Source organism: Stenotrophobium rhamnosiphilum (genome assembly GCF_003052265.1).
Taxonomy (GTDB): Bacteria; Pseudomonadota; Gammaproteobacteria; order Nevskiales; family Nevskiaceae; genus Stenotrophobium; species Stenotrophobium rhamnosiphilum.
Genome location: NZ_QANS01000004.1, coordinates 396116 through 407940, shown reverse-complemented (window position 1 = coordinate 407940; position 11825 = coordinate 396116). Strand labels below are relative to the sequence as shown.

Here is an 11825-nt window from a genome sequence, read left to right as displayed (position 1 = left end):
CTGAACATGACGCTCGCAAACGCAGCAGAACCTGTACGCGTATTGATGGAAACCAGCCAGGGCAATATCACGCTGGAACTCAATGCAGACAAGGCACCGAAGACGGTTGCCAACTTTGTTTCATACGTGAAGGCCAAGCACTTTGATGGTTTGACCTTTCACCGCGTGATCCGTGGCTTCATGATTCAGGGCGGCGGTTACGACGAAAAGTACAACCAGCGCGCAACGCAGAAGCCGATTGAGAACGAAGCCAAGAACGGTCTCAAGAACGTTCGTGGCAGCATCGCGATGGCACGCACCAGCGACCCGCACTCTGCTTCGTCGCAGTTCTTCATCAACCACGCTGACAACTCCAACCTCGACTTTCCAAGCTTTGATGGTTGGGGCTACGCCGTGTTTGGTCAGGTCACCGAAGGCATGGACGTCGTCGACAAAATCGCTGAAGTCAAAACCGGCAACATCGCTCCATTTGGTCGCGATGTGCCAGTGACGCCGATCGTCATCACGCACGTCACTATCATTGAAGCTCCAAAAAAGTAGTCGCACGTAATCGTGTCGCGCAGCGCATACGTGCCGCATGACCACGCTACTACTTTCTGATCTACACCTGCCCGCGCAGCCATCACGGCTGCGCGAGGCATTTGTAGAATTTCTCGAGGGCCCTGCGCGCAAAGCGCAGCAAGTTTTTATCCTCGGCGATTTATTCGAATACTGGATCGGCGACGACGTCGGTTTACAAGTTTATGCACGTGAAGTCAGTCGCATCGCAGCGCTCACCGCTGCCGGTGTCGATGTCTACTTCATGGCTGGCAACCGCGATTTTCTGGTTGGCAAACACTTTGCCCAAATCACCGGCGCACAAATTCTTCGTGATCCCTGCGCAATCAAAGTGTCAGGGATCACCACCCTGCTCTCTCACGGTGATGTTTTTTGCACCGACGATGTTGGCTACCAAAAATGGCGCCGCATCTCACGCAATTCATTCGTCCAAGGTTTGTTCCGCTTGATGCCACGCAACTGGCGTGAACGTATTGCTGGCGATCTGCGCAGCCAGAGCGCCAACAACAAAGCCGCCAAGAGCTTAGAGATCATGGACGTAAACGACGCAGCCATTGCAGCCGCGTTCAAGCACCATAACGTCAAACGCATCATCCACGGCCATACACACAGGCCTGCGGATCATCGTGATGCTTGGGGGAATGAGCGCATTGTGCTGGCGGATTGGACGCCGACGCGGAAGGAGTATCTGGAAATCAGTGAGTCAGGCTTGAAGCGGATTGCGTTGCCACTCTAGCTTTTAATACGCGTCCAATAATTCCTGATCATTGAACCCAGCACGAGCACGTGCTTCAGTGTTCAAAGGCAATCGAATTCGCATGCGGTGCTCTGCGAGGATGGCGCGGAAGGTTGAATCCGGATCGACGCCTTTCAGCGTGCAGAAATGCCGGTACCAGCGTGTGCCAATTTCAACGTGGCGTACTTCTTCTTCCAGAATGATGCCGAGAATCCGCACGGTTTCAACATCGCGAAGTTCGGTGAAGCGGTGGATGATTCCGGGCGTGACATCAAGACCGCGTGCTTCGAGTACACGTGGCACGACTGCCATCCGCACCAACACATCATTGGCTGTTTTTTCTGCCATTTCCCACAGGCCGTTGTGCGCTACGAAATCGCCGTAGGCATAACCCAATTCCTTGAGACGGCCGCTGAGCATCAGGAAGTGTCGTGCTTCGTCTTGCGCTACCGACAGCCAATCACGGTAGTAATCGTCTGGCTGATAGCGAAATCGCCAGCAGGCATCGAGCGCCAGATTCACGGCGTTGAATTCGATGTGAGCGACTGCGTGAATCAGCGCTGCACGGCCTTCAGGCGTGCCAAGGCCACGATATGGCACTTTGTTTGGCGGCACGAGCGTTGGCAGCGCAGGCCTTCCGGGAATGCGTTGGATGTCTTCATTCGCATCAAAGCGCAGTGGCAACACGAGCGCAGCCACCTGAGCGCATTTGCGCTCAGGGTCTGGCTCGGTCAGTGCGGAAAAGACAGTCGGCATTGCTTGGAGTGACACGCGAATCTCTTAGGCCTTGAACTGGCCCAACGCCTGCGTGAAGTCGAACTGCAAATCCGTTAAGTCTTCGATGCCTACGGACAAGCGCACGAGTCCGTCGACGATGCCCATCTCTTTGCGACGCTCTGCGCCCATCTCCCAATAGATGGTGTGAGCAACCGGAATCGCGAGCGTGCGTGTGTCGGACAGATGGCTGGAAACGATGACGAGTTTGAGTGCGTCGAGAAAATCGAAGCAATCAAAACCATCACGCAACTCAAAGCTCAGCAGTGTACCGAAACTACCTTTAAACAGATCAGCAGCGCGCTGATGCTGTGGGTGACTCTTCAAGCCCGGGTAATAGACGCGTGCAATCTGCGGCTGCTTCTCCAGCCACTGTGCGAGTTGCAATGCGTTGTCGCAGGCACGAGCCAAGCGCAGAACTAAAGTTTCTGCACCCACGGCAATTCGATGTGCATCTTCAGCGCGCAGCGTTGCGCCAAAGTCACGCAGACCTTTCTTGCGGATTTGCAGAATGCCCCAGTTCGCGGCATCACCCTTTTTGTAGGCAGGCAAAATGTTGGAATATTTCGACCAGTCGAACAGACCTGTGTCGCTGACCGAACCGCCCATGGAGTTGCCATGGCCACCAATGCCTTTGGTCAGTGCATGCACGACAAGGCCGGCCTGTACGTCGCGGCCACGCAGCAACACTGGCGTCGTTAGCGTGTTGTCGACGACATAGAGCAACTGTTTTTCAGCGCACAGCGCGCCAATGCCGGCGAGGTCTGAAATCTGTGTGCGTGGATTGGCGATGGTTTCGACAAACACGATGCGCGTAGTTGGGCGCACAGCAGCAGCAACCTGCTTAACGTCAGTCGAATCAACAAAGCTGACTTCCACGCCCATGGCTTGCAGCGTCTGGAACAGGCTGTTGGTATTGCCGAACAGGAACGCGCTGCTGACGATGTGGTCGCCGCTACGCAGCAGCGATACCAACGCCGCTGCAATCGCAGCCATGCCGGTAGAGAAGCAGGCGGTGGCGCGTGCTTCTTCGAGTAGATTGATTTTGGCTTCCAGCGCAGCGCCCGTCGGGTTGCCCTGACGTGCATAGACGTAGCCGGATTGGTCGCCCTTGAATACGGCCGCCAGATCGCGTGCGGAGCCCTGCGTATAGGCCGCAGACGTGTGCATGGGCTTGTGCACAGCGCCGTGCTCGACGCCCGTGACGTGGTCCGAATGCAGAATGCGTGTGGTGATGCCGTACTTCATTGTGAGCCTCAAATCGTGATTGCAGCCTACGCTGCAATCACGATTTTACTCACTTCTTGGGTGCAGGTGCGGCCTTCGCTTTCTGGTTGGCTTTCAGTTCTGCTTCCAAGCGGCGCGAAATGTCTTGCAGCTTAGGCACCAGTGCACGCAGGCGTGCTTGGGTTGAGCCCATCGTCAGCTTGCTCAGATCTGGCGCCTTCTTGAGGTACGACTGGCCGGTCTTGGAGGTGTAGAACTTGATCAGATCGCCCACTTCTTCTTCAGTAAACGTCGTCGAATAAGCCTGCACCATATCTGGCTTGAGCTTGGCCCAAGAGAGTTCCGGCATGATGGTGGTGTTCAGCTCTTTTGAATACTTGTCGATGATCGGCTTATCCGCAGCGCCCAGATTCAGCTGCTGAATCTGCTGTGCCAATGAGCCCTGAATCTGCGCTTGCAGCAGCTTGGCAGTGTTATCGGCGTGAGTGATCTCAAGGAGTTTCTCAACGGTTTTGGCGCTGGCACCGCCGCCAGTGGCAGCAGCAGCCGGAGCGGCAGCCCAAACCGAGGTAACGCTGAGCATCAATACAGCAGTAAGGATCGACTTAAACATGACGTTGCTCCGAATAATTTTTTGTATTTGGTTTTAAGCGTTCTTGAGTTCGATAACAGTTTGCGCACTGCGAGTGCGTTTCTGTTTGGCAGCATCTGAGCGGAACAGTTCCAGCTGGCTCAGGTACTCGCTGCTGATGTCTTGCGTGACGTATTCGCCAGTGAACACCGAGGTGTCAAAGCGCGTGATGTTCTTGTTGCCTTGACGCACGGCTTCAATCAGATCTGGCAGATCCTGATAGATCAAACGATCAGCACCCAGCAGCTGTTCGAGCTGTTCATTGCTGCGCCCGTGAGCGACGAGTTCAACGGTCGTTGGCATGTCGATGCCGTAGACGTTGGGATAACGCACAGGTGGCGATGCAGAAGCGAAGTAAACCTTTCTGGCGCCGGAGTCGCGTGCCATCTGAATGATTTCTTGGCTGGTGGTGCCGCGAACGATGGAGTCATCCACCAGCAGCACGTTCTTGCCTTTGAACTCGATGCCGACCGGATTGAGTTTCTGGCGCACGGACTTCTTGCGCTGTGCCTGCCCGGGCATGATGAAGGTACGACCTATGTAGCGATTCTTAATGAAGCCTTCGCGATAGTTCACCCCCAAACGTGCGGCGAGTTCAGCGCCAGCTACGCGGCTGGTATCTGGGATTGGAATGACGACGTCGATATCGTGATCTGGCCATTCGCGCAGGATTTTTTCTGCGAGCTTGATGCCCATGCGCAGACGCGCTTTGTAGACGTAGATGTTGTCGATCACGGAGTCTGGACGAGCCAGATAGACGTGCTCAAAAATGCATGGCGAGTAGATTGGGTTGGCGGCGCACTGACGCTTGTGCAGCTTGCCATCATGCGTGATGTAGACCGCTTCGCCTGGCAAGATGTCGCCGAGCATTTCGTAGCCGAGCGCGTTGAGCGCAACGGATTCCGAAGCAATCATGTAATCGCGGCCGTTGGCGGTTTCGCGGAAACCGTAAACCACTGGACGAATGCCGAACGGATCGCGGAAGCCAACAACGCCGTAGCCGGTGATCATTGCAACGCAAGCGTATGCGCCGCGGCAACGATGATGCACGCCGGAGACAGCGGCAAAGATATCTTCTGGCGACAGACGTAGCGCGTTGCGCTGCATCAGTTCATGTGCAAAAACGTTCAGCAACACCTCGGAATCAGACTCCGTGTTGAGGTGGCGACGATCTTGCAGAAACAGTTCTTGCTTCAGCTCTTCGGCATTGGTCAGGTTGCCGTTGTGCGAAAGCGAAATGCCGAATGGCATGTTGGTGTAAAACGGCTGCGCTTCGGCAGACGTTGAGCAACCAGCGGTCGGATAACGCACATGCCCAACGCCCATTGGGCCGCGGAGCTGCTGCATGTGTTCATCTTTGTTGAACACATCGCGCACCAGACCATTTTCTTTGCGCAGATAAAGACGATCTTCATCATTGGTGATGATGCCTGCGGCATCCTGACCACGATGTTGAAGCATGGTCAGCGCGTCAAACAATTCCTGATTGACGTTTGCGCTCTGGGAAACGATGCCTGCAATTCCACACATGATGCGTTCTCTAGTGCTTCTGAATAGTCGGTGCGCTTTCGGGAGTCGGTTTGATCCGCTCCAGCCAGCGCTCAGGGATGATTAATTTGAGGTCTTCCGCCAGCCATTCAATATGCGGAATGAATGCGGATTGCGTCCACCAGCGATCCTGCTTGGCACCCATGGTGCCGGCAATGACGAGGAATACGCAGGTGAGGAACAAGGCGCGCAGGAAACCGATGGTGGCGCCCAAGGTGCGATCAATACCATCGAGAAAGCTGCCGCGAATCCATTCGGTGAGCAGATACGTGAGGATGGCGCCAATCAGCAAGCCCGCGATAAACAGCACGGCATAAGCACAGACGGCGCGGATTTCGGGGCTGGAGATATGTCCGGTTAAGAGACCGGCCATCATGTCGCCAAACAGCCAGGCCAGACCAAAGGCCAGCACCCAAGTTAGAACGTTGAGAATCTCACGCGCGAAGCCGCGAAGGAGGCCAATCAGAATGGAAATCAGGAAAACAGCAACAATGCACCAATCCACCCAGATCATTTGGCTCTACCGTAGTCAATGACGACGCGGATTTTAGCATGCGTGCGACGTGATCAGTTCCATTTCGATGCGTTCGCAGCAACGGAATTTGAGCCTAATCTCCGATCACTGAGCCGGTATAGCCCAGTTTGGCGGCACTAGCTTGCGCCTGCTTGGCTTGGTCCTGCGTGGGATAGGCACCAAGGCGAGCGCGATAGAGCGTGCCTTTCTCAGAATCCAGCGGCGAAATGATGCCTTTAAGGCCTTTGGTCTTGAGTTTGTCGAGCAACTGATGCGCCTTTTCGATATCGCTGAATGCGCCGAGCTGCACGTACCAACGTGATTTGGCTGCTGCTGCCGTTTCAGGCTTAGCTGCAACCGTCGCCGCTGGCTTAGGAACAACCTTGGGTGTTACGGGCTCAGGCGCTTTGACGACAACTTTTACTGGCGCTTTCTCAACAGGCTTCGCTTTAGGCTTTTCCGGTGTTGGCGTCGGTTTCGTTTTCAGGCTTTCTTCAAGCTTGAGTTCGCGTGGGCTCTCGACCACCGCGACTTCTGTCTTCTCAGGCGTTGTTACGGGTTTAATCGCTGCAGGTTTGGCAGGTTCAACCGTCGGTGCATTCTGAGTTACGGCCGGTGCTGAAGGTGTAGCTGCAGGCAATGGCGGCTCTTCAATTTCTGGTGCGGTGTTGGCGTTGTCTGCGTTGTTGTCAGTGCCGCTATCAACTGGTGTTGGCGTGGCAGCAATAACAGGTGGAACGGGTGTGGGCGCAGCCGCAACAGGCTCAGGCGTATTGCCGGTCAGATCCAAAGTGACGCGTTGGTTGTTCTCATCGGTGTGAACAACACCCGGACGCGGCAACAGCAGGCTGATGACGAAGACAGCCAAGATCAAGATCAGCGCACCAATTAAACGGCGCTTGAGTGCCTCATCCATGGAGCATCTCTGCCACTGCGGCCACACTTAAGAACGAACCAGTTACCACCACCCAATCTCCTGCTTGTGCTGCTTGCTGTGCCTGCGCATAGGCTGCGGGAATATCTGCGCAAATCTGACACTCCAGGCCACTACCCTGCAAACGTTGCGCGAGTTCTGTCGCGCTAAGACCACGCGGGCTAGGCAAGGTGCCAAGAAAAACTTTTTGCGTGCACCGGGCTAATGCATTGCCAACGGCTTCAATAGGCTTGTCAGACAACATGCCCAAGACCAGCAGAATGCGTCCGTCTGCTTTGTCGCGGAGCAGATTATCAGCCAAAACCGTTGCCGCTTCTGCGTTGTGCCCCACATCCAGTATGACATTGCCGATGCGTTGATAACGCCCGGCCAGCTGTAGCTTAGGCAGGGCGCGACGGATTGCGTCTTCGGGAATATCCAAGGGCAGGCTTTTGAGAGCCGCGATGGTGCCGCTGGCGTTACGCAGCTGCATGGCACCGCGCAGTGCCGGGAATGGCAGCTGCTGCAATTCGCCACTCGGTCCGTGCCAATTCCAGCCCTGTTCGCCTACAGAAAAATCAAAGTCGCGATCGATCTGCAGCAAGGGAGATTTGAGTGTCTGCGCGATTTCGGCAATTGCGGCAGGTGCGTCACTATCTACGCAAATGACTGGGCGCCCTGCCCGCATGACCCCTGCTTTTTCGCGTGCAATGCTTTCACGATCAGGGCCGAGCCAGTCGGTGTGATCAAGACCAATATTAGTGATGAGCGCGACATCGGCATCAACCAGATTGGCCGCATCCAAACGACCGCCCAAGCCAATTTCTAGAACCTGCACATCAACATTCGCTTCACGAAATAACCACAACGCCGCGAGTGTGCCGAATTCAAAATAGGTGAGCAGCGTCTCGCCTCTCACCTCATCAATCGCCATGAAAGCGCGACAGAGTGCGTCGTCACTAACGGGCACGCCATTGATGGCGATGCGCTCGTTGTAACGCAGCAAATGTGGTGAGGTGTAGAGACCTGTGCGATATCCAGCTTCGCTAAGAATCAACGCAGCCAATGTTGCGCTGGAGCCTTTACCGTTAGTACCCGCAATCGTCAGCGTGCGAATCTTTTGGCTGGGCAGATCAAGTCGCTGCGCAACTAGACGCACACGATCAAGACCGAGTTCAATAGAACGTGGATTGAGGCTTTCCTGCCACTGTAGCCAGTCGGCAAGTGTCCAGTTTGTTTGAGGGCGCATGAGAGTTAAGACGCGTCCAGAAATTTCAAAACACCCGCGCCAATACGTTTTAGCGCGGGTGCTATCGAAATCAATTCTGTGCCGTAATCGTCGGCGCGAAGTGCGTCATCATCGACAAGATGCGATACAGCTTTTCACGCATCTCACGACGATCGATGATCATGTCGATGTGGCCGTGCTCCAACAGGAATTCAGCGCGCTGAAAACCTTCTGGCAATTTCTGACGCACGGTTTGTTCGATCACGCGTGGACCCGCAAAGCCGATCAGGGCCTTGGGCTCAGCGATGTTGATGTCGCCCAACATCGCAAGCGAAGCCGACACGCCACCCATCGTTGGATGCGTCATCACCGAGATAAACGGCAAGCCACGCTCAGCAAGTTTCGCCAAAGCTGCGCTGGTCTTCGCCATCTGCAACAGCGAGAACAACGACTCTTGCATACGTGCACCGCCGCTGGCTGCGAACAGCACTAACGGCGTGCCGTGCTCAAGCGCAGCGTTAACGCCACGCACGAATTTTTCGCCGACAACGCTACCCATCGAGCCGCCCATGAAGCTGAACTCGAAAGCGGTAACGACCAATGGCAGGCCATTCAACTGGCCGCGCATCACAACCAGCGCATCGCGCTCGTCGGTGTCGGCCTGTGCTTCCTTGATTCGCTCGGTGTACTTACGGCTATCGCGGAATTTCAGTGGATCGGTCGGGCCCAGTTCATTGCCGAGTTCGATGCGTGGTTCTGCATCGAGGAAATGATCAAGACGCTGACGTGCACTGATCGTGCGATGTGCGCCGCATTTAGGGCAAACCTCTAGCGTGCGTTCCAATTCGGCGCGATACAGCACCGACTGACAGCTCTCGCACTTGGTCCACAATCCTTCTGGCACGTTGCGTTTACGAGCACCGGCGCTCAGGAGTTTTGAACCTGATATTTTTTCTAGCCAACTCATCTCTTCTTCCAATCCCCTACCCCTTCAAATCTACTTAGAGAAAGTCGCAAGTTTTATGAATTTATTTTAACTGATCGAGCGCTGCGCGCATCGGAGCCAGCTTATCAGCCAATAATCCCGCCAGAACGCCCGGATTGGCCTGGTTTTTTTCGATTTCTGAGACCAAGGCACTACCCACAACGACGCCATCGGCGACCTTGCCGACTGCGGCAGCGCTGGCGGCATCGCGAATGCCGAAGCCTACGGCCACGGGCAACTGGGTGTGCTTACGGATTTCGGCCAATTTGGCGGTCACGCTGTCGATATCCAGCGTCGCAGCGCCGGTCACGCCCTTGAGCGAGACGTAGTACAGATAACCGCTGGCTTCCTTGGCAATCGCCGCAATGCGCGCCTCTGGGCTGGTTGGGGCCAGCAAGAAGATGCAGTCCAAACCATGCTGACGCAGCGTCGGTAGATACGCCGATGACTCTTCAACCGCGAGATCCACGATCAGCACGCCGTCCACACCTGTTGCCTGCGCTTTCTTGGCAAAAGCTTCAACGCCGCGCATTTCAATCGGATTGAGATAGCCCATCAGCACGACCGGCGTTTTAGCGTCGGTTTTGCGGAACTCAGCGACCATGTCCATCACCTGCCAGAGGCTGGTGTTGTGCACGAGTGCGCGTTCGCAAGCGAGCTGAATCGTTGGGCCGTCAGCCATTGGATCTGAGAACGGAATGCCGAGTTCAAGAACGTCTGCGCCCGCTTTTACCAAGGCATGCATAAAGCCAACGGTGTACTGAGGATGCGGATCGCCTGCGGTGATGAACGGGATCAGCGCTTTGCGATTTTGCGTTTTGAGCGCGTTAAAAGTTTCTAACAGGCGGCTCATAGCAACGAGATTCCTTCCAACTTGGCAATCGTGAAAATATCTTTATCGCCACGACCCGAGAGGTTCACAACGATGCTTTGCTCTTTGCCCATCGTTGCCGCGAGCTTCTTGGCGTAAGCGAGTGCATGCGAAGACTCAAGCGCAGGAATGATGCCTTCCAGTCGCGTGAGTTCGTGGAACGAGGCCAGCGCTTCGTCGTCATCAGCCGCAACATAAGTCACGCGGCCGCTGTCTTTGAGCCATGAATGCTCAGGGCCAACGCCCGGATAATCGAGACCTGCAGAAATCGAATGCGTCGGCAGAATCTGGCCGTTTTCATCAGCCATGATGTAAGTGCGATTGCCGTGCAATACGCCTGGTTTGCCCGCGGTGAGTGGTGCGGCATGATCTGGCGTGTTGAGACCACGCCCCGCTGCTTCAACTCCGTACATTTTCACGGCGGGTTCGCCGATGTAGGGATAGAACAAGCCAATCGCGTTGGAACCGCCGCCAACGCAAGCAACTAATGCATCAGGCTGACGACCAATTTGCTTCGGCGCTTGCTCAATCACTTCGCGACCGATGATCGATTGGAAATCGCGCACGAGCATTGGATACGGATGCGGACCTGCAACGGTGCCGATCACATAGAAAGTGTTGTCGACGTTGGTGACCCAGTCACGCAGCGCTTCGTTCATCGCATCTTTCAGCGTCTTGGTGCCACTGTGCACAGGCACCACTTTTGCGCCAAGCAATTTCATGCGATAGACGTTTGGTGACTGACGCTGCACATCTTCTGCGCCCATGTACACCACGCATTCCAAACCGAGACGCGCAGCAATCGTTGCAGACGCAACGCCATGCTGGCCTGCGCCGGTTTCCGCAATAATGCGAGTTTTGCCTAGGTGTTTTGCCAACAGCGCTTGGCCGATGGTGTTGTTCACCTTATGCGCGCCGGTGTGGTTCAAGTCTTCGCGTTTGAGCCAGACCTGCGCTCCGCCCCAAGCCTTGGTGAGACGCTCAGCGTGATACAGCGGCGACGGACGACCGACGTAATGCGTCAGATCGCGATCCAGTTCAGCAAGAAATGCTGGATCGTTTTTGAGCTTGGTGTAAGCCGCTTCTAATTCGCGCAGCGGTTCCATCAAAGTCTCGGCGACAAACTGTCCGCCATAAGGGCCGTAATGGCCGCCTGCATCGGGATACTCGTAACTCATCATTTATTCAGCTCTTGGTCGGCGTGCCGAACAGCTCTTGCGAAGGCGCGCATTTTCTCAAAATCTTTGATGCCTGGGCTGGCTTCGATTCCACTGGAAACGTCCACGGCATAGGGATGCAACTGAGCAATACCATCAGCAACGTTTGCGTGCTTGAGTCCGCCAGCGAGGATCAGAGGCTTGTCGAAAGCGCGTACCAAACCCCAATCGAAGGTTAAGCCGCTGCCGCCCATGGTTTTGGCGTCATGACCATCCAGCAGCAGCGCCGTAGCGCTGGCATAGATCGTCGCGAGCTTGGTCAGATCCTGTGGATCTGCCATTGGGACAGCCTTGAAATATGGGATGCCGAAGCTTTCGCAATAAGCCACATCTTCATCGCCATGAAACTGCGCAATGCTTGGCTTCAGGGCGTCTAGCGCTTCACGGACAAAGGCAGGTTCTGCATTGCGAAATAGCGCTACGGTGCTTACCAGCGGCGGCAAGTTGCGACGAATCGAATATGCGGCTTCAGGCTTAATGAATCGAGGGGTTCCGGGAACCAGAACAAAGCCTAGGGCATCAACTCCCAGTGATACGGCAAGCTCAGCATCCTGAGCGCGCGTAAAACCGCAGAATTTGATTCGTGTACGTAATTTAAGAGTATTTGATTTCATTGACGGGCT

General features: G+C 55.3%; 13 protein-coding genes. 2 read left to right on the top strand and 11 right to left on the bottom strand.

All coding sequences use genetic code 11. From position 1 onward, the window contains the following. Positions 1-6: 6 nt before the first annotated feature. Both CJD38_RS12655 and CJD38_RS12650 read left to right on the top strand, forming a co-directional pair. Positions 7-540 carry a peptidylprolyl isomerase gene (locus CJD38_RS12655; RefSeq protein WP_366511337.1) on the top strand — a complete coding sequence of 178 codons (534 nt, stop codon included), beginning with the start codon at positions 7-9 and terminating at the stop codon, positions 538-540. Positions 541-577: 37 nt separating this feature from the next. Beyond that, the gene (locus CJD38_RS12650; protein ID WP_107940714.1) at positions 578-1294 is read left to right on the top strand and encodes a UDP-2,3-diacylglucosamine diphosphatase; all 717 of its coding nucleotides are present in this window, start codon (positions 578-580) and stop codon (positions 1292-1294) included. Positions 1295-1297: 3 nt separating this feature from the next. On the opposite strand, the gene CJD38_RS12645 is transcribed toward CJD38_RS12650, so the two are convergent. From CJD38_RS12645 to CJD38_RS12595, 11 genes are all read right to left on the bottom strand, one after another. Continuing rightward, positions 1298-2050, bottom strand: coding sequence for a ferritin-like domain-containing protein (locus CJD38_RS12645; protein ID WP_107940713.1), 753 nt, complete (start codon positions 2048-2050; stop codon positions 1298-1300). A gap of 24 nt (positions 2051-2074) precedes the next feature. Continuing rightward, the gene (locus CJD38_RS12640; protein ID WP_107940712.1) at positions 2075-3316 is read right to left on the bottom strand and encodes a cystathionine gamma-synthase family protein; all 1242 of its coding nucleotides are present in this window, start codon (positions 3314-3316) and stop codon (positions 2075-2077) included. A gap of 49 nt (positions 3317-3365) precedes the next feature. Further along, a complete protein-coding gene (locus tag CJD38_RS12635; protein WP_107940711.1) occupies positions 3366-3908 on the bottom strand; it encodes a DUF2059 domain-containing protein in 543 nt (180 codons plus the stop codon). Positions 3909-3941: 33 nt separating this feature from the next. Beyond that, positions 3942-5456, bottom strand: a complete 1515-nt coding sequence (purF, locus tag CJD38_RS12630; RefSeq protein ID WP_107940710.1) for an amidophosphoribosyltransferase — start codon at positions 5454-5456, stop codon at positions 3942-3944. 10 nt (positions 5457-5466) lie between these two features. Then, on the bottom strand, positions 5467-5988 hold the full coding sequence (locus CJD38_RS12625) for a CvpA family protein (RefSeq protein ID WP_107940709.1): 522 nt from the start codon (positions 5986-5988) through the stop codon (positions 5467-5469). A gap of 94 nt (positions 5989-6082) precedes the next feature. Continuing rightward, complete coding sequence (locus tag CJD38_RS12620) at positions 6083-6904, bottom strand: SPOR domain-containing protein (protein ID WP_107940708.1); 822 nt, start codon at positions 6902-6904, stop codon at positions 6083-6085. Further along, on the bottom strand, positions 6897-8150 hold the full coding sequence (folC, locus tag CJD38_RS12615; RefSeq protein WP_107940707.1) for a bifunctional tetrahydrofolate synthase/dihydrofolate synthase: 1254 nt from the start codon (positions 8148-8150) through the stop codon (positions 6897-6899). The genes CJD38_RS12620 and folC overlap by 8 nt, the downstream gene beginning before the upstream one ends. Positions 8151-8220: 70 nt before the next feature. Next, positions 8221-9096, bottom strand: a complete 876-nt coding sequence (accD, locus tag CJD38_RS12610) for an acetyl-CoA carboxylase, carboxyltransferase subunit beta (RefSeq protein WP_107940781.1) — start codon at positions 9094-9096, stop codon at positions 8221-8223. A gap of 61 nt (positions 9097-9157) precedes the next feature. Beyond that, complete coding sequence (trpA, locus tag CJD38_RS12605) at positions 9158-9967, bottom strand: tryptophan synthase subunit alpha (protein WP_107940706.1); 810 nt, start codon at positions 9965-9967, stop codon at positions 9158-9160. Then, the gene (trpB, locus tag CJD38_RS12600) at positions 9964-11163 is read right to left on the bottom strand and encodes a tryptophan synthase subunit beta (protein WP_107940780.1); all 1200 of its coding nucleotides are present in this window, start codon (positions 11161-11163) and stop codon (positions 9964-9966) included. Before trpB ends, trpA begins: the two co-directional genes overlap by 4 nt. After that, positions 11163-11816 (bottom strand): phosphoribosylanthranilate isomerase, encoded by a 654-nt coding sequence (locus CJD38_RS12595; protein ID WP_107940705.1) that lies wholly within the window; start codon positions 11814-11816, stop codon positions 11163-11165. Before CJD38_RS12595 ends, trpB begins: the two co-directional genes overlap by 1 nt. Positions 11817-11825 lie beyond the last annotated feature (9 nt).